14 protein-coding genes are annotated in these 17,324 nt (G+C 73.6%); 4 read left to right on the top strand and 10 right to left on the bottom strand.

The window, feature by feature from the left end; all coding sequences use genetic code 11:
- Positions 1 to 40: 40 nt before the first annotated feature.
- The 9 genes from ATJ97_RS12200 to ATJ97_RS12160 form a co-directional block, all read right to left on the bottom strand.
- Positions 41 to 1,309, bottom strand: coding sequence for an aminotransferase class I/II-fold pyridoxal phosphate-dependent enzyme (locus ATJ97_RS12200; protein WP_098483976.1), 1,269 nt, complete (start codon positions 1,307 to 1,309; stop codon positions 41 to 43).
- A gap of 242 nt (positions 1,310 to 1,551) precedes the next feature.
- Positions 1,552 to 2,946, bottom strand: coding sequence for a dihydrolipoyl dehydrogenase family protein (locus tag ATJ97_RS12195; protein WP_245862439.1), 1,395 nt, complete (start codon positions 2,944 to 2,946; stop codon positions 1,552 to 1,554).
- Between the two features lie 122 nt (positions 2,947 to 3,068).
- Positions 3,069 to 3,842 (bottom strand): YqjF family protein, encoded by a 774-nt coding sequence (locus ATJ97_RS12190; protein ID WP_098485429.1) that lies wholly within the window; start codon positions 3,840 to 3,842, stop codon positions 3,069 to 3,071.
- A gap of 53 nt (positions 3,843 to 3,895) precedes the next feature.
- A complete protein-coding gene (locus ATJ97_RS12185; RefSeq protein WP_098483975.1) occupies positions 3,896 to 4,627 on the bottom strand; it encodes a DUF3618 domain-containing protein in 732 nt (243 codons plus the stop codon).
- Entirely contained in the window at positions 4,624 to 5,058 is a 435-nt protein-coding gene (locus ATJ97_RS12180; RefSeq protein ID WP_098483974.1) for a phage holin family protein, read from the bottom strand. Before ATJ97_RS12180 ends, ATJ97_RS12185 begins: the two co-directional genes overlap by 4 nt.
- Positions 5,055 to 5,942: a DUF883 C-terminal domain-containing protein gene (locus ATJ97_RS12175; protein ID WP_098483973.1), complete on the bottom strand. Its 888-nt coding sequence runs from the start codon at positions 5,940 to 5,942 to the stop codon at positions 5,055 to 5,057. The genes ATJ97_RS12180 and ATJ97_RS12175 overlap by 4 nt, the downstream gene beginning before the upstream one ends.
- 270 nt (positions 5,943 to 6,212) lie before the next feature.
- Positions 6,213 to 7,172 carry a carbohydrate ABC transporter permease gene (locus tag ATJ97_RS12170; protein WP_098483972.1) on the bottom strand — a complete coding sequence of 320 codons (960 nt, stop codon included), beginning with the start codon at positions 7,170 to 7,172 and terminating at the stop codon, positions 6,213 to 6,215.
- Positions 7,169 to 8,125, bottom strand: a complete 957-nt coding sequence (locus ATJ97_RS12165; protein ID WP_098483971.1) for a carbohydrate ABC transporter permease — start codon at positions 8,123 to 8,125, stop codon at positions 7,169 to 7,171. Before ATJ97_RS12165 ends, ATJ97_RS12170 begins: the two co-directional genes overlap by 4 nt.
- 3 nt (positions 8,126 to 8,128) lie before the next feature.
- Complete coding sequence (locus ATJ97_RS12160) at positions 8,129 to 9,535, bottom strand: ABC transporter substrate-binding protein (protein ID WP_098483970.1); 1,407 nt, start codon at positions 9,533 to 9,535, stop codon at positions 8,129 to 8,131.
- A 300-nt stretch (positions 9,536 to 9,835) separates the two neighbouring features.
- Between ATJ97_RS12160 and ATJ97_RS12155 the strand changes: the two genes are divergently transcribed.
- From ATJ97_RS12155 to ATJ97_RS12145, 3 genes are all read left to right on the top strand, one after another.
- Positions 9,836 to 10,804 (top strand): PfkB family carbohydrate kinase, encoded by a 969-nt coding sequence (locus ATJ97_RS12155; protein WP_098483969.1) that lies wholly within the window; start codon positions 9,836 to 9,838, stop codon positions 10,802 to 10,804.
- 224 nt (positions 10,805 to 11,028) lie between these two features.
- Entirely contained in the window at positions 11,029 to 12,528 is a 1,500-nt protein-coding gene (locus ATJ97_RS12150; RefSeq protein WP_098483968.1) for an FAD-dependent oxidoreductase, read from the top strand.
- On the top strand, positions 12,525 to 13,823 hold the full coding sequence (locus ATJ97_RS12145) for a cytochrome P450 (RefSeq protein ID WP_211287204.1): 1,299 nt from the start codon (positions 12,525 to 12,527) through the stop codon (positions 13,821 to 13,823). Before ATJ97_RS12150 ends, ATJ97_RS12145 begins: the two co-directional genes overlap by 4 nt.
- Positions 13,824 to 13,826: 3 nt before the next feature.
- Here ATJ97_RS12145 and mug read toward each other — a convergent pair whose 3' ends face one another.
- The gene (gene mug / locus ATJ97_RS12140; RefSeq protein ID WP_098483967.1) at positions 13,827 to 14,414 is read right to left on the bottom strand and encodes a G/U mismatch-specific DNA glycosylase; all 588 of its coding nucleotides are present in this window, start codon (positions 14,412 to 14,414) and stop codon (positions 13,827 to 13,829) included.
- Positions 14,415 to 15,266: 852 nt separating this feature from the next.
- Between mug and ATJ97_RS12135 the strand changes: the two genes are divergently transcribed.
- Complete coding sequence (locus tag ATJ97_RS12135) at positions 15,267 to 17,261, top strand: thioredoxin domain-containing protein (RefSeq protein ID WP_098485427.1); 1,995 nt, start codon at positions 15,267 to 15,269, stop codon at positions 17,259 to 17,261.
- Positions 17,262 to 17,324 lie beyond the last annotated feature (63 nt).

Raw genomic sequence — 17,324 nt, 5'->3', positions numbered from 1 at the left:
CGGCCGGGGCGCCACGCTGCGCACCCGACCGCGTCCATGTCTACTCCGGTATCGCAGATCGGTCCAGACCCGACCGGCCGTCGGGACCCGCCTCGGCCCGGAGCCGCCGCAGCCCCTCGGCCGCCCGGGCCAGCACGTCCGGCGACTTCACGAAGGTGAGACGCACCCAGGACCGCAGCTGCTCCGCCACGGGGCCGCCCGGCGTGCAGAAGGCCGAGACCGGGATGGCGACCACGCCGGCGCGGGCGGGCAGATCGCGGCAGAGCTCGACGGCGTCGTCGTACCCGAGCCCGGCGCCGTCCGCCACGACGAAGTAGGTCCCGCGCGGCACCACGGGCGCGAGACCGGCCGCCGACAGGGCCTCGACGAGGGTGTCGCGGCGCTCCCGCAGCGACTCGGCCAGGCCCGCCACGTACGCGCCGGTGCGGCCGTCCTCGTCCGCGAGCGCGGTGGCGACGGCGTGCTGGAACGGACCGGAGGCGACGTAGGTGAGGAACTGCTTGACCGTGCGCACCGCGGTCACCAGCTCGGCAGGCCCGTGCATCCACCCGACCTTCCAACCGGTGAACGACAGCGTCTTGCCCGCCGAGGAGATCGTGAGGGTGTGCCCCGCCATGCCGGGCAGCGTGGCCATGGGCACGTGCTCGGCGCCGAAGGTGAGGTGCTCGTAGACCTCGTCGGTGACGACGACGGCGCCGCGGGCCCGGGCGTGCTCGCCGAGCAGAGTGAGCTCCTCGCGGGTCAGGACGGTGCCGGTCGGGTTGTGCGGGGAGTTCACCAGGACCAGGCGGGTGCGGTCCGTGAAGGCGGCTGCGACGTCGGCCGGGTCGAGGTGGAAGCCGTCGGGGCCGGGCCGCAGCGGGACGGTGCGGTGGGTGGCCCCGGCGAGGGCGATGGTCGCCGCGTAGGAGTCGTAGTACGGCTCGAGGGTGACCACCTCGTCCCCGGGGCCGGCCAGGGCGAGCACCGCGGCGGCGATCGCCTCGGTGGCGCCGGCGGTGACGAGAACCTCGGTCTCCGGGTCCACCTCGAGGCCGTAGTGGCGGCGCTGGTGCGCGGCGACGGCCTCGCGCAGCTGCGGGATGCCCGGTCCGGGCGGGTACTGGTTGTGTCCCGCGAGGATGGCGGCGACGGCGGCGTCCCTGACGTGGGCGGGACCGTCGACGTCCGGGAAGCCCTGGCCGAGGTTGACGGCGCCCGTGCGGGTGGCGAGGGCCGACATCTCGGCGAAGATCGTGGCGGCGACGGCGCCGTCGGGTCTGATCAGCCCGGTGGCCCGGGCGACGTCCTGCCAGCGGCGTTCTCGCATCGGCCCATTGTGCCGGGCCGGTGCGCGCGGCGCCGAGCGGCGGATCTCGGGCCGGCGCTGACAACGGTGAGGGATTATTGATCCTTCTGGAGCATCGAAGCCTCACCGTTGTTGGTCTTGTGCCCTTCACGGCTAGACCCCGCCGGCTAACTGATCCGCTTCGAGAGATCTCCGTCGGCCGACGCCCCGGCCCACGACAGGGAGATAGCGCTGGTCTCCTGGGTGGCCGGTTCCCCCAGCTGCTAGTCCCCGAGGGTGTCGAAGAGCAGGTTGAGGCCCTCTGCCATGGTCGGGTGGGTGATGACGGCGTCGCGCACCTGCTGGTACGGCAGCCCGCCGAGCATGGCCATCTGCACGGCGGAGAGCACCTCGCCGGAGCCGTGGCCCAGCAGTGCGACGCCGAGGATCCGATCGGTGGCGGCGTCGACGACCGCCTTCCAGGTGCCGGTGGTGTCGTGGAGGGTCTTCGCGCGCGGGATCGCGGCCACGTCGAGCCGCGCGACCTTCACCTCGTAGCCCTGCTCCCGCGCCTCCGTCTCGCTCAGCCCGATCCGCGCGAGCTCGGGCGTGGTGAAGACGGTGTAGGGCACGAGCCGTCCGTGGGTGGTGGCCTCCCCGCCGGTGAGCTGCTTCCTCAGCACGCGGTAGTCGTTCCAGGAGGCGTGGGTGAACTGCGGGCTGCCCGCGACGTCGCCCACCGCCCAGACGTGGTCGGCGCTGGTGCGCAGGTGCGCGTCGACCGCGACGAAGCCCTTCTCCGTCAGCTCGACCCCGGCGACGTCGATCCCGAGGTCGCCGGTGACCGGCGCGCGGCCGGTGGCAGCGAGCAGCTCCTCCGCCCTGATCTCGCTGCCGTCCTCGAGCGTGAGGACGACGTCGCCGCGCCCCTCCCGGCCGCCCTCGCGCCGGACGGCCCGCGCCCGGGCACCCAGCCGGAGCTCGACGCCCTGCGCCGAGAGCACGCCGGCGACGCCGGCCGCGACGTCGGGGTCCTCGCGCGGCAGGACCTGGTCGCGGCCCTGGACGAGGATCACCTTCGTGCCGAAGACGGCGAACATGGAGGCGAACTCGCAGCCGACGTACCCGCCGCCGAGGACGATCATCGACTCCGGGATCCTCTCGAGGTGCAGGATCGTCTCGGAGTTCCACACGTCGGCGCTCTCGATGCCGTCCAGGGGCGGGACCGCGGGGGTGGTGCCCGTGTTGATGACGACGTCGCGGCCGCGGAGGACGCGGGTGCCGCCGTCGTTCAGGGCGACCTCGACGGTGCGATCCCCCGTGAACCGGGCGGTGCCCATCATGAAGTCCATGCCGGAGGCGGGGAACATCTTCGCGTGGGCGGCCACCATGCCGCCGACCACTGACTCCTTGTGCTCGCGCAGCAGGTCCAGCGAGATGCTGGGCTCGCCCGCGAGCTCGACGCCCATGACCGCGGCGCGCCGGGCGTCCAGCAGCGTCCGCGCCGACCCGACGAGCGACTTCGTCGGGATGCAGGCGACGTTGATGCACGTACCGCCGATCTTGTCCCGCTCGACCATGGCGACCTTCCACCCGGCCTTCGCCCGGTCCATCGCCAACGACTTGCCCGCCTTGCCCCCGCCGATCACCAGCAGATCGACGTCCTGCACCTCAATCACCTGTGTCCTCCTTCGTCGCGCACGTCCTCCCTCCTCCGTATCACGCCCCTGAGCTGTCCCGCCTGTTCGCGCCCGTGGGGCGGTCGGCAGCGCGCACCGCCCCCGCCGTCCTGAGCTCCGTGTCAGTCACCCACCGGCACAGGCGCGCCGAGCCGGGTGCGGACACCGGGCGAGAAGTGGACGAGGGGATCGCCGGCGACCGCGGGCAGGCCGGCGGCCCTCACCAGGTCGTTGACCGCGGTGCGGGCGCGGGCGGCGCGCAGCGGCCACGGCTCGTGCTCGACGTCGATCCGCCACAGCCGCCCCAGCCGCCGGACGTAGGCGGACCAGCGGCCGGTGAGGAAGTCGGTCAGCGCGTCGGGCTCGAGAGGCTCCCCCACCTCGACGCTTGCGCGCATCCCGGCCGGGCCGGAAGAACCCGCGCCGCCTACCGGCCCCGCGTCTCGGCCGGCCGAGGCCGGCCCCGCGTCTCGGCCGGCCGAGGCCGGCCCGGCGCCCCTGCCGACCCCCGCCGGCCCGCTCCGCCGTCGGGAGCGGTAGTGGACGTGGCCGGGGTCCGCCCGCATGGCGGCGTCGGCCCACACGTACGGCACCCCCACCGCACGCAGGGCGAGGACGACCGGCAGCCGCGGGCACTCGAGCGAGAAGAACCAGAGACCGTCCCCGCCGTCGGGCCCGCGGACGTAGGTGCGGACGTTGATCTCGGTGAACGTGGAAAGGTGCGGCACGGCCGGCCCGAAGGCCGGCCGGGCGTGCATGCGGAACGGCGTCACACCGAGCCAGGCCCGGCCGTCGAAGGTGTCGACGGCCAGGCCTGGTGGGAGACACTCCTGGATGGTGGCGGCCGGAAGGGACCAGTGCAGGAAGGTGAGGTCCTCCCAGCGCTGGAGAGTCACCGGGTGCCGGACCTCACGGTCGGGCCACCGTCCGGACACCGTTCGACCAGCGGTCAGTAACCGGTGGCGGGCGGGTAGCCGGTGCCGGCGGAGCCGCTGCCGGACCCGGCGGAGCCCTGGATGCGGTCCCTGGAGTCCTGGGCCTCGCCCTTGACGTCCTCGGCGGCGTGCTGCGCCTCCTGCTTGACGTCCTGAGCGCCGCTGGTGGCGGTCTCCTTCACCTGCTGCGCCCCCTCGGTGGCCGTGGCCCGCACCTGCTGCGCCGCCTCCTGGGCGGGCTCGCGCAGGTGCTCGGCCATCTCCTGGCCCATGCCCTTGGCGCCCTCGGTGACGTCCTTGAGGGTCTGGCTCTCCTTCGCCTGGGTCACCACCTCGCGCTCCTTGCGGGAGGCGGGGATGAGCGACGAGGCGAGCAGGCCCACGCCGAAGGCGATGACGCCGGCGGCGAGCGGGTTGCCCTCCGCCTTCCGCCTGACCTGGTGGGGTGCCTGCCGGGCGCTGTCCGTGACGGACCCGGCTCCCTCGCGGACGGACTCGGCGCCGCCGGAGACCGAGTCGCGCACGGACTCCGCCCCGCCGGTCACCTTGTCCTTGGCGTCCTCGGCGACGCCGAAGACCTTGTCCTTGACGCCGGAGACGGCGCTCTTGACCTTCTCGGTCTGCCGCTCCGCGACGCGGGAGGGGCTGACCTTCTCGGCGAGCGCGTCCACGTCCCCGCTGAGCTCGCTGCGGGTCCGCTCGATGTCGGCGCGGATCTGGTCGGGGTCGTTGCTGCTCGTGGTCATGGCCTGTCCTCTCCCTTGAGAGCGTCGGGAATCTTCTTCACGGTCTCCGCGGTCTGGGGCATGCCGCGGACCTGCTGCATCTTCTTCTTGCCCTGCGCGTAGAGCACGGCTGCGACGACCGCCCAGACGATCGCGACGATGAGCCCGGACCAGCCCAGTGCGGGCCAGTCCTCGCCACCGATCAGCCAGCCCAGCCCCCACCACACGGCGAGGGAGAGAAAGAGGAGCACGAAGTGCCCGGCCACGCCGGCGCCGCCGTACATCCCGGCGCCCGCCCCGGCCTTCTTGGCGGACTCCGTGGTCTCCGCCTTCGCGAGGGCGATCTCCTGACGGATCAGCGTGGAGAGGTCCCTCGAGATCTCGCCGAAGAGCTCACCGACCGACGCCTGCGGGGGCGGCTGCGCCCGCCCTGGCTCGATCGGGGCGCTCATCGCTGCTCACCCGTGCCGTACGCCCCGCCGGTGCCGTACGTGCCACCTGTGCCCGGCTCGGTGCCGTAGACGCCCTGCGTGCCGGTGCCCTGCGTCCCAGGCTGTGCGCCGTAGGCCCCGCCCGCGACACCGGTGGTCCCGGTGGTGGGCGTGCCGTAGCCCTGGTACTCCGTGGTGGTGCCGTACTCGGGCACCGGCGGGGGCGGCGGCGGGTAGGCGGCGGCCGGCGGGTACGACGGCGGCACGTAGGTGCCCTGCATCGCGGCCGCGCCCGTGGCCTCGCCCTGGTCCGCGGACTCGTCCTTCAGGCTGCGGGCGACACGGCCCGCGAGCAGGCCGAGCCCGGCGGCGATCGCGATGAAGGTGCCGGGGTGGCGGCGCGCGTAGCGGCTGACCTCGTCGAGCACGTCGGCCGGCTCGCGCTCGTCGAGCCAGCGGCCGACCTTGTCGGCGTACGAGGACGCCTGGCGCACCAGGTCGGTGGCGAGCCCGTCCTGGGCCTCGCCGGAGGCGAGCGACTGCAGCTCGCCGGAGAACGAGCGGATGCCGCCGGCCAGGCGGCGCTGCTGCGTGCTCGACTGCTCGGACACCTCGCGGCGGGTCTGGTCGAACAGGTCGCGTGCCTGGTACTTGACCTCGGCGACCGCCTGCTGAGCCTGCCCCTTCGCCTCGGCGACGGTGTCCTTGGCCGTCTCCTTCGCCGTCTCACCGACCTGCTGGGCGTTCTGCCCGGCAGTCTCGGCGAGGTGGGAGGCCTCCTGCTTGGCCGCGTCCTTGGTGCTCTGGGTGTCCGAGGAGCCGGGGTAGCCGGCCGTGCCCGCGGTGGCGGGCTCGCCCAGCGGGTTCCCGACGGAACCGGTCGGTGGGGTCGGTCCTTGCGTCATGGCCTGTCCTTCTCTCGAGGTGTGGGTCACTGTGAGCGCTCGTCCTCATCGTTAGGCACGTGCGCCGATCTCGCCTCCCGAGGGGGATATCGCGGGACCAAGGGTCTTGTGGTATACGGACGGCTCTGGTATGACCGGTGCCGCACCGACGTCCCGCATGGTCTGGTCGTGGCGCGTCGGTCTGCCTCGTCGGGCGGCACGACGACGACGGCCGGGCCGCCATGTCGGCGACCCGGCCGTGGGCGGCGCAGTCGGGGCTGCGCCGGTGGCTCAGCCCTTCGCCCCGGTGGTGGCGATCCCCTCGACGAAGTGCCGCTGGCCGAGGAAGAACAGGATGATCATCGGGATCGTGGTGATGACGCTGGCGGTCACGACGATCTCCCAGTGCCACTCCCCGCCGAAGCCGAACTGGTCGAGCAGGGCCTTCAGGCCGCGCGGGATCGTGAACTTGTCCGAGTCCCGGAGGTAGATCAGGGGGCGCATGAGGTCCGTCCACGCCGCCTGGAACTCGAAGATCAGCGTCACGATCATCGCCGGCTTCGTCAGGGGCAGCGCGATCCGCGTGAACAGCGTCCAGTTGTTGGCGCCGTCGATCTTCGCCGCCTCGAACGTCTCCCGCGGCAGGCTCAGGAAGAACTGCCGCAGCAGGAAGATGTAGAAGGCGCTGCCGAACAGGTTCCCGGCCCACAGCGGGGTCAGGGTGTTGACCATGCCGAGCGAGTTCCAGATGAGGAAGACCGGCACCATCGTCACCGCGCCGGGCAGCATCATCGTGGCGAGGACCAGCCCGAAGAGCGCGTCGCGTCCCTTGAACCGGAAGTAGGCGAACCCCCAGGCGACCAGGGCGCTGGAGATCGTCACCGTCACCGCCGCGAGCACCGTCACGAGCAGCGTGTTGCCGAACCACAGGAGCATCGGGGCGTCGGCCCAGACGTTGAGGTAGTTCTCGAACGTCAGGGTCTCGGGGATCAGCTTGTTGTCGAAGACCTCCCCCCGCGGCTTCAGCGAGGCGCTGACGAGCCAGACGAAGGGGTAGATGAACACGACCGTCAGCGCCACGAGCGCCGCGACCACCAGCACCCGGCCCACGGTCCAGCGGCTCGGCCGCCGGTCGCCGTTGCGGCCGGGGCCCGGCGTGCCGGCGCCGGGGGTCCCCGCGGGGCCGCCGGCCGTGAAGACCGGCTGGCTCGGGTCCTGAGCCCTGCCCACGTCGAGCGACTGGGCGCTCATCGCTGCTCCCCCTCGTAGTAGACGAGCCGTTTGGAGACCCGGAGCTGGACCAGCGTGATGAGCAGGATGATCACGAAGAGCACCCACGCCATGGCCGAGGCGTAGCCCATGTTGAGGAACTCGAAGGCCTGCTGGAACAGGTAGATGACGTAGAAGAGCGCCGCCTCGTTGCCGTACGTGGTGTTCCCCGACCCGAAGAAGGCCGTGTACGCCTCGGTGAAGGTCTGGAAGGCGGCGATGGTGTTGATGACCACGACGAAGAACAGGGCCCCGGAGATCATCGGGATCGTGATCCGCACCGTGCGCTGCCAGCCGTTGGCGCCGTCGACGCGGGCCGCGTCGTAGAGCTCCTGGGGGACGTTGCGCAGGGCCGCGAGCAGGATGATCATCGACGACCCCACGGACCACAGGCTGGTGAGGATGATCGCCGGCTTCACCCAGTTGGGGTCCGTCGTCCAGTTGGGCCCGTCGATGCCGAAGAAGCCGAGCACCTCGTTGATGAGCCCGTTCTGGCCGTTGAAGACCAGCAGGAGCAGCACGCCCACCGCGACGGGCGGGGTCATGTTCGGCAGGTAGAACGCCGTCCGGAAGAACCCCGCCGCCCGGCCGGCCTTGTTCAGGAGCATGGCCAGCGCGAGGGAGACGAGGACGTACAGCGGCACCTGGACCGCGGCGTAGAACAGCGTGTTGCCGAGGGACGTCGCGATCTTGGGGTCCTCGAAGAGCTGGCGGTAGTTGTCCAGCCCGACGAAGTTCGGGTCGTTGATGACGTCGTAGTCGGTCAGGGAGAGGTAGGCGCTGTTGACGAGCGGCCAGGCGGTGAAGACGAGGAACCCGATGATCCACGGGCTGATGAAGAGGAGGGCGGCGCGCGTCTCGCGCCGCCCTCTCCTCCGTCGCGCCACCGCCCGTGTCCGCTCCTCGGCAGGCAAGGAGTCGACGACGGCGGCCATGGCCTAGCCCTCCTGCTCCCACTTCTGCCACGCCTGGTCGAGCGCGGCCTGGGCCGTCTCCTGCGCGGCGTCGAGCGCCTCCTGCGGCTCCGCCTGCCCGTTGAGGACGCTGTTGACGGCGTCCTGCCAGGCGGTCTTGAACTCGGCGTCGGCGGGGTTGGCGGGCAGGGAGAACGTGTTGTCGTTGGCCTCGTACATGGCCGTCACACCGGCGTCCCAGACCTCGTCGCCGCTGGGCTCGACGAGCTCGCGGACCGCCTCGTCGGCGGCCTCGTTGCCGGTGAGCACGCCGGTGAACGGCTTGCCCTCCTCGGCGCGCAGGCTCTTGCGCGCCTCGGCGGCGGCCACCCAGCTGTCGACCTCGGTCATCACGCGGGCCCAGCGGCACGCGGCGGCCGGGTTGTCGGTGCCCTTCGGGATGGCCCAGGCCGAGCCGCTCGCGTAGGCGATCGGCTCGCCGTTGCGGTCGTGGACCGTGTCGAAGGCCATGGGGGCGTCCGGGGAGACGTCGTTGAGGACGTTGATGTACCACTGCTCCATCGGCATCGCCCCGAGGGAGCCCGCCGCGAACTGGTTGCCCGCGCCGAAGAAGTCCGCGGAGTCGCGGAACGCCTTCACCGCCGGGAAGCCGCCCTGGGCGTCGTAGATGGAGATCGCCCACTCCAGCGCCTCGACCACCTTGGGGTCGTTCAGCTGGGCGGTGCGGCCATCCTCGGAGATGAGGTCGGTGCCGTTGGCGTGCGCCCACAGCGGGAGGAACTCGGGAAGCTTGGAGTCGTAGCCGATGACGCTCAGCGACCCGCCATCGCCCTTCTTCAGCGCCTCGTTGGCGGCGCTGAGCGCCTCCCAGTCGGACCCGTTGACGTCCTCGATCGTCAGCCCGGCCGCGTCGAGCAGCTCGGAGTTCGCCATCGTCACCTGGATGGAGTTGAACTCGGGGATGCCGTAGATCTCACCGTCGAAGGTGACCTGGTCGATGGCGGGGTCGCGGAAGTCGTCCGTGGTGATGCCCTCGCCGGCGATGCACTGGGTCAGCGGGATGATCGCGCCGCGGGAGGCGAAGGTGCCGATCTGGTCGCGGTTGGCGTAGATGAGCTCCGGCGGCTGGCCCGAGGCGACGGCGGAGAGGAACTGCTGGATGTCCAGGTCGCCCTCGACGAGCTTGACCTCGACGTCCTCGCCGAGAGCCTCCTTCGCCCGGTCGACCCGGGTGGTGGCGATCTCGTCGCCGGTGCCGAACCCCATGACGTCGAGGGAGCCGCTGAGCTGAGCCTCCGGGTCGAAGTCCCCGGCAGCTCCGGCGTCCGCCGTCCCGTCGTCGGACCCGCCACCGGTCCCCTGCGCACACGCTCCGAGCGTCAGTGCGACGGCGGTTGCGCCGACCACCAGACGAGCGACCGATCTCCTCATCGACCCACACCTTCCAGGTCCGTGGGGCATCCCTGCCCGAGCCTCCCGGCGCACCGTTCGCGCGCCGGTCCATTCCCGACGGATGCCCGCCGGATGCCTCACAGTGACATAGAAGCGCTTCACCCGCACGAGAACCGCTTCTCCCGCTTTCGGCGTGTTGCTGCGGATATCTGCCACTTCTCCCCTTCGTCCCGGGTCCGGGCGGCGGGCCGTCGCCGTGATGCGGCGGCCTTCCCCGACGGCGATACTCGCGAGCGAGCCGGAGCGTGTGCCGGCGAGCGACGGAGGAGGCCGCCCCGCATGAGTCACCCCACGCCGGACCACGAGGACCGCACGGAGGCGCCCGACGCCGGCCCACGGCTGAGCGTCCTCGCCGTCGGCCCCATGCTCGAGGTGACGGTGGAGACGCTGCGGGGCGAGGACGAGCCGCACGTGCACGTGCACGCCGGCGGGCAGGGCCTGTGGGTGGCCCGGATGGCGAAGACGCTGGGGGCCCGTCCCGTGGTGTGCGCGCCGTTCGGCGGCGAGGCGGGCGTCGCGGCCGCCGCGCTCGCACGGGCGGAGGGCCTGGACCTGCGGACCACGAGCACGCCGGACATCTCCGCGCACGTGCTCGACTACCGCGGCGGCGAGCGCGAGGAGCTCGTCGTCATGCGGAGCCCGGCGCTCGACCGGCACGCGCAGGACGACCTGTACGGCACCATGCTCGTCCACTCCATGGACGTCGACCTGGCCGTGCTCACCGGCGCCGACCCGGACCTCGGCGTCCCCGACGACTTCTTCGGCCGGCTCGCCCAGGACCTCCGCGCCGCGGACAGACCGGTGGTCGCCGACCTCTCCGGCGACCACGTCCGGCAGATCCTGCGGGCGGAGGGCGTGGTCCTGAAGATCAGCCACGAGGAGATGCTCGAGGGCGGTTTCGCCGAGGACGCCGAGGTCGCCACGCTGCGGGACTCCGGCCGGCGGATGCTCGAGGAGGGGCTGCGCGCCCTCGTCATCTCCCGCGCGGACGACCCCACCCTCGTCGTCACCCACGACGAGGCGCGCCTCTACACGGCGCCGCAGGTCAGCACGCGCGAGCACAAGGGGGCCGGTGACTCGATGACGGCCGGCATCGCGGTCACCCTGGCCCGGGGCGGGAGCCTGGACGACGCCGTCCGTCTCGGCGCGGCCGCCGGGGCCCTCAACGTCACCCGGCGCGGTCTCGGCACCGGGCGGCGCGACCAGATCGAGGCCTTCGCCGACCGCGTCTCGGTGGAGCCGGCCTGACGCGCGGCGGACCGCGCGCGAAACGTCCTCCTCATTGCTTCGTAAGTGACCTTGCGCACATGAAGTCGGCCTGGACCCGCTTGATCTGCGCAACGCCACTTACGGAGGGCGCACCGGAAATCGGTGGCGTTGCCCGTCACGCCACCCCACGACGACCACCCACCGTTCCGGTGGCTCTCGCCGCTGCCCCCGGCCAGGATGAAAGCCCGACCAGGAGGTGTGCGATGACCTCGCTGTGGCTCGACCGCCCTGATCTGCCGACGTACCCGGAGGTCCCCGCGGGTCGCTCCTACGACGTCGTGGTCGTCGGTGGCGGCCTGACCGGCCTGACGACGGCGCTGCTGCTCACCCGGGCGGGCGCGTCCGTGGCCGTGCTCGAGGCCCGGCGCCTCGGCGCCGTCGCCACCGGCAGCACCACCGGCAAGGTCACGCTGCTGCAGGGCAGCAAGCTCGCCCGGATCGCCCGCCGCCACTCCGCCGCCACGCTGCGCACCTACGTGGAGGCGAACGCCGAGGGCCAGCAGTGGCTGCTGCGCTACTGCGACGAGCACGACGTGCCCTACCAACGACGCCCCGACCTCGTCGTCGCGCAGAGCGAGGAGGGCCGCGACGCCGTCGGCAACGTCCACGACGCCGCCCACGAGGCGCACCTGCCCGTGGAGTGGGTCGAGGACCCGGGCCTGCCGTTCCCCACCTTCGGCACCGCACGGCTGCCGGACCAGGCGCAGCTCGACACGACCGACGTCGTCCTCGCCCTGGCCCGCGACCTCGAGCGGCACGGCGGCGAGATCTTCGAGGGCAGCCGGATGACCGGGCTGCACCAGGGTTCCCCGAACCGGGTCGCCGTCGGGGAGCTGGAGGTCGAGGCGGACCGCGTGGTCCTGGCCACCGGCACACCGGTGCTCGACCGCGGCGGCTTCTTCGCCCGGCTCGCCCCGAGCCGCACGCACGCGATCGCCCTCGACGTGCCCGGCCCCCTCCCGCAGGTCATGGCGATCACGGGCGACGCCCCCTTCCGCTCCCTGCGCACGGCGCCGACGGCGGACGGCGAGCGCCTCGTGGTCGCCGGGGCGGGCCATCCCACGGGCCGGGCCGTCTCCACCCGCGAGCTCGTCGAGGGGCTCACGCGCTGGGCCACCGACGTCTTCCCCGGCGCCGTCACGACGCACGTCTGGGCCGCGCAGGACTACCGCGGCCACGACGAGCTCCCGTCGGTCGGGCCGCTGCTCCCCCGCTCCGACCGGGTCCTCGTGGCCACCGGCTACGACAAGTGGGGGCTCGCCATGGGCGTGGCCGCCGCGCTCGCGATGTCCTCCGCGATCCTCGAGAGCCAGATGATCTGGACGCACCCGCTGCGCACGTGGCGCCCGGGCGGGCTCGTCGGCCTCGACCGGGTGGTGACGCTCAATGCCGGGGTCGCGTCCCGGCTAGCGCAGGACAAGCTCAGCCCGCGGGTTCACAGCTCCGACGTCGTCCCGCCCGAGGGACAGGGCCGCGTCGAGCGCGACGCCGGCCGGGACGTCGCCGTGAGCACCGTCGACGGCGTGACGCGCCGGCTCTCCGCCACGTGCACCCACCTGGGCGGGGTCGTCTCCTGGAACGACGCCGAGCGCAGCTGGGACTGCCCGCTGCACGGTTCGCGGTTCGCCCCGGACGGGCAGGTGCTCGAGGGGCCCGCCACCTGCGCGTTGCGCGCGGCCGGGCGCGGGCAGGGGGCGCCGTGACGGCGTCGCTGCCCCGCGCCTCCGTGCGCGAGACGCTGGCGGTGACCGCCGGGGTGCTCGCGCCGATGCTCGCCCAGGGCGTCATCGTGCGCCGCCCCGCCATGACCGTGCTCGCGGACCGTCTCCAGACCGACCGGCGGGCCGCCGCCATCCTGCGCGGGCTGCGCGACCGCCACGGCGCCGGGCCGGTGCTGCTGCGCATCCCGGGCCGCGACCTCGCCGTCGTGCTCGACGCCGGCGACGTCGACCGCCTCCTCGCCGGCGCGCCGCACCCCTTCACGCCGGCCAACCGGGAGAAGCGGTCGGCGCTGCGGCACGTCCAGCCTTTCGGGGTGCTCATCTCCGACGACGCCGGTCGCACCGTCCGCCGCCCGTGGAACGAGGACGTCCTGGACCACGGTGCCGATCTGCACCGCCTCCACGAGCGGCTCGTGCGGGTGGTCGAGGAGGAGACCGACGCCCTCGCCGCGGAGCCGGTCCTCACCTGGGACCGGTTCCACCAGGTGTTCTGGCGCATCGTGCGCCGCGTCGCCCTCGGCGACCCGGCCCGGGACGACGAGCGCGTCACGGAGCTCATGACGCTCCTGCGCGCGCAGGCGAACTGGGCGTTCCTGCGGCCCCGCAGCACCCGGCGCCTGCGGGAGCTGGGTCGGCGCCTGCAGGCCTACGTCGCGGACGCCGACCCGCTCAGCCTCGCGGGGGTGGTGGCTCGTACGCCGGCCGCGCCCGGGACCGCCCCGGTCGGCCAGATCCCGCACTGGCTCTTCGCGTTCGACGCCGCGGGCATCGCCGCCTACCGGGCGCTCGCGCTGCTCGCCGCGCACCCGGACGTCCTCGCCGCCGTGCGGGAGGAGGACCCGGCCGACCAACGGGGGCTACGGCCGCTCGCACGGGCCAGCGTCCTCGAGTCCGTCAGGCTCTGGCCGACGACCATGGTGATCCTGCGCGACAGCGTCGAGGACACCGAGTGGGCGGGACGGCGGGCACGTGCCGGGACGGGCTTCGCCGTCGCCTCCTCGTTCTTCCACCGCGATGAGGAGAACCTCCCGTGGGCCGACCGCTTCGAGCCGGAGATCTGGCTGGACGGGCGCGCCGAGGCCTCCCGCGCGCTGGTGCCGTTCAGCGCCGGGCCCGCCCGGTGCCCGGGCCGCACCCTCGTCCTCGACCTGACGAGCGAGCTGGTGGCCGCCGTCGTCCGGGACCGCGGTCTTACGCTGTCCGGCCCGCGCAGACTCGACGGCGGTGCGCCGTTGCCGCGCACCCTCGCCCACACGCGACTCGAGTTCCGGGGCTGAGCCTCAGTCCCGCGCCGCCGCGGCGCGCAGCTCACCGAACTTCTCGGCGAGCTCGGGCAGCTGGAAGTGCGCGTTGAGCCCGCTCGGGTTGGGCAGCACCCAGACGCGGGTGGACCCGAGCGTGCGTTCCTGCGGGCCGAGGGCGGCCCTCGGCTCCGCGAAGGCGGCCCGGTAGGCGGTGATCCCCAGGACCGCCAGCCACGCCGGCGCGTACGTCCGGACCTCCTCCGCCAGCCGCTCGCCGCCCTCCCGCAGCTCAGTGATGCTCAGCTCGGCGGCCGTCGCGGTGGCCCGGTTGACGACGTTCGTGATCCCCAGGCCGTGCTCCAGCAGCTCGCCCTGCTCGGCGGGAGCGAGGAGCCGCGGGGTCAGCCCCGACCTGTGCAGCGCCGGCCAGAACCGGTTGCCCGGTCGGGCGAAGTGGTGCCCCGTCCACGCCGAGTACAGGCCGGGGTTGATCCCGCACATGAGGATCCGCAGCCCCGGCGCAATCACCGGGGGGATGCCGCGACCGACGCAGGCCTCAAGTTCCTCCCGGCTCGGCCGCGGCGCGGTGGCCTGCCCGTCCGCCCGCCCCTTCGTCCGTCCCATCGCACGAGTGTGCCCTGCCTCCCTGCCCGTGTGGTGCCGGACCTTGCGCAACGGCTCTCGGTTGCGGACGCTCGCCGCCGGGTTAGCCTGCCGGGTGAGGCACCAGGCGAGAGCCGGGGGACGGAGCTACCTCCCGCCCGGGGGGCGCGAGGCAGAGAGGGCGGACCGACATGCGTGCGCGTGGTCCCGCCTTCGGACGTCGGGAGGCCTCCTCCGTGGCGGTGGGCCTGGTGGCCGGTCTGAGCCTCGCTGCGTCCGTCTCGTCCGGCGTCGTGCCGGTGCCCTGGGCCGACGGCGCGGCTCCGGCGGATGCCCCGCCGGAACACGTCGACGGGCCACGCGACGCGCCGGAGGCCGACCGGCAGGCGACGACACCGCCGGCCGCGCCGACGACGTCCACGCCGGCCTCCGCGGAACTCGGTCCGGCGGCCGGGGAGCCTCCTCCGGCACAGTCCGGGACCGAGGAGCCCGATCGCGCCGCCGCTGCAGTCACCCCGCCCCCCGCGCGGCTCCCCGAGGAGGGCTCGCAGAGCCCTGCGCCATCCGGTGGTGCCGACCCTTCCGCCTCACCGCCGGAGGCCAGGGCTGGCAGGGCCCAGCCTGAGGCGCCCGGCTCCCCGGCGGCTGGTGACCGGTCGCCGACGCGGAGTCCCGGTCCGACGGCGAGCACCAGCCCGACCGAGACGCATACCGCCGTGGACGCACCGTCGGAGGACGATGGCGGAGCGAGCCAGAACGACCGGCCCGGCGTGCCCCTGCTCCGGTGGCTGGTCGGGTAGGCGCGCGGGCCGTGCCCGTAAGTCGGCACGCTGCCCGGATGACGGACCTTGCCGGGCGTTCTACCGTGTGGAGATGAACCGCCTCGGCTCAGCGACGAGCCCTTACCTGCTCCAGCACAAGGACAACCCCGTGGCCTGGCAGGAGTGGGGCGAGGAGGCCTTCGCCGAGGCGCGTCGCCGCGACGTCCCCGTCCTGCTCTCGGTCGGCTACGCGGCCTGCCACTGGTGCCACGTGATGGCGCACGAGTCCTTCGAGGACCCCGACGTTGCCGCCGTGCTCAACAGCGGGTTCGTCTCGATCAAGGTCGACCGCGAGGAGCGCCCGGACGTGGACGCGGTGTACATGACCGCGACCACCGCCATGACCGGCCAGGGCGGCTGGCCCATGACGTGCTTCCTCACGCCCGACGGCGAGCCGTTCTTCTGCGGCACCTACTACCCCCGCGCCCAGTTCCTCCAGCTCCTCGGTGCGGTCCGCGAGGCCTGGACCACACGCCGCGACCAGGTCGACGCCACGGGGGCCAACGTCGCCCGCGCGCTGGGCCAGATGGCCCGCGCCGCCTCGCCGGACGCGCTTGACGAGGACGCCCTGGACGGCGCCGTCGCGGCCCTGTCCGAGGACTTCGACCCGGTCCACGGCGGCTTCGGGGGCGCGCCGAAGTTCCCGCCCTCCCCCGTGCTGGAGTTCCTGCTGCGCCACCACGCCCGCACGGGGGACGACGACGCCCTGCGCATGGTTGAGGCCACCTGCGAGGCCATGGCGCGCGGCGGGATGTACGACCAGCTCGCCGGTGGCTTCGCCCGCTACTCGGTGGACGCGCGATGGATCGTGCCGCACTTCGAGAAGATGCTCTACGACAACGCCCAGCTCCTGCGCGTCTACCTCCACCTGCACCGGGCCACGGGGTCGGCGCTCGCGGAGCGGGTCGTGCGCGAGACCGCCGACTTCCTGCTGCGGGACCTCGGCACCCCGCAAGGGGCCTTCGCCTCCTCCCTGGACGCGGACGCGGCCGGCGTCGAAGGGCTCACCTACGTGTGGAAGCCCGCCCAGCTCGCGGAGGTTCTCGGCCCCGACGACGGCGCCCGGGCCGCCGAGCTGCTCTCGGTGACGGACCTCGGGACCTTCGAGCGCGGCAGCTCCACCCTGCAGCTGCGCCGCGAGCCCGAGGACCGGGCGTGGTGGGCGGACGTCCGCGAGCGCCTTCTCACCGCCCGCGCGGAGCGCCCGCAGCCCGGCCGGGACGACAAGGTCGTCACCTCCTGGAACGGCCTGACGATCGCCGCGCTCGCCGAGGCTGGCGTGCTGCTGCAGGAGCCCGCCTACCTCGACGCCGCGCGTGCCTGCGCCGAGTTCGTCCTCGCCACCCACCTCGTCGACGGGCGGCTGCGCCGAGCCTCCCGCGACGGCGTCGTGGGCGCCGCGGCCGGCGTCGCCGACGACCACGGCAACCTGGCCGAGGGGCTGCTCGCCCTGCACCAGGCGACCGGCGAGCCCCGGTGGCTCGAGGCCGCCGGTGACCTGCTGGAGACCGCGCTGACGCACTTCGCCGACGGCGCGGGCGGGTTCTTCGACGTCGCCGACGACGCCGAGCGGCTGGTGACCCGGCCGAAGGACCCCAGCGACAACGTCGAGCCGTCCGGGCAGTCCTCGCTCGGCGGTGCCCTGCTCACGTACTCCGCGCTCACCGGGTCCTCCCGGCACCGGGAGGCGGCGGAGAGCGCGCTGGCCGCGGCCGGGGCGATCGCCCGCGCGGCCCCGCGCTTCGCCGGGTGGAGCCTGGCCGTCGCCGAGGCCGCGGCCGCCGGGCCGCTCCAGGTCGCCGTCGTCGGGGACGACGACGCAGCCGCCGAGCTGGCGGCCCTCGCCCGGGCGAGCACCTCGCCCGGGCTCGTGGTGGCGGTCGGGCCCCCGGACGCGCCCGGGGTGCCGCTGCTGGCGGACCGCCCGCTGGTGCGCGGCGGCGCCGCGGCGTACGTGTGCCGCGGCTTCGTGTGCGACCTGCCGGTCACGACGGCGCCGGACCTCGCCGCCCAGCTGGGCACCGGCTCCCGCGAGACCGCCTCGTAGGCCGCACCTTCTGCACAGCGTGCCGCACGGCCCGGTCCTGCACAGCGAGGAGGGCAGGCGCCT

This window comes from Georgenia soli, from assembly GCF_002563695.1.
Lineage (GTDB): Bacteria > Actinomycetota > Actinomycetes > Actinomycetales > Actinomycetaceae > Georgenia > Georgenia soli.
This window is presented reverse-complemented; position numbering and strand designations above follow the sequence as displayed.

Bases quoted from the DNA above. Each gene is read 5' to 3' on its own strand.
- ATJ97_RS12150 (WP_098483968.1), top strand. From the start codon at position 11,029: ATGACCTCGCTGTGGCTCGACCGCCCTGATCTGCCGACGTACCCGGAG.
- ATJ97_RS12185 (WP_098483975.1), bottom strand. From the start codon at position 4,627: ATGACCACGAGCAGCAACGACCCCGACCAGATCCGCGCCGACATCGAG.
- ATJ97_RS12160 (WP_098483970.1), bottom strand. From the start codon at position 9,535: ATGAGGAGATCGGTCGCTCGTCTGGTGGTCGGCGCAACCGCCGTCGCA.
- ATJ97_RS12155 (WP_098483969.1), top strand. From the start codon at position 9,836: ATGAGTCACCCCACGCCGGACCACGAGGACCGCACGGAGGCGCCCGAC.
- ATJ97_RS12180 (WP_098483974.1), bottom strand. From the start codon at position 5,058: ATGAGCGCCCCGATCGAGCCAGGGCGGGCGCAGCCGCCCCCGCAGGCG.
- ATJ97_RS12170 (WP_098483972.1), bottom strand. From the start codon at position 7,172: ATGAGCGCCCAGTCGCTCGACGTGGGCAGGGCTCAGGACCCGAGCCAG.
- ATJ97_RS12200 (WP_098483976.1), bottom strand. From the start codon at position 1,309: ATGCGAGAACGCCGCTGGCAGGACGTCGCCCGGGCCACCGGGCTGATC.
- mug (WP_098483967.1), bottom strand. From the start codon at position 14,414: ATGGGACGGACGAAGGGGCGGGCGGACGGGCAGGCCACCGCGCCGCGG.
- ATJ97_RS12175 (WP_098483973.1), bottom strand. From the start codon at position 5,942: ATGACGCAAGGACCGACCCCACCGACCGGTTCCGTCGGGAACCCGCTG.
- ATJ97_RS12135 (WP_098485427.1), top strand. From the start codon at position 15,267: ATGAACCGCCTCGGCTCAGCGACGAGCCCTTACCTGCTCCAGCACAAG.
- ATJ97_RS12165 (WP_098483971.1), bottom strand. From the start codon at position 8,125: ATGGCCGCCGTCGTCGACTCCTTGCCTGCCGAGGAGCGGACACGGGCG.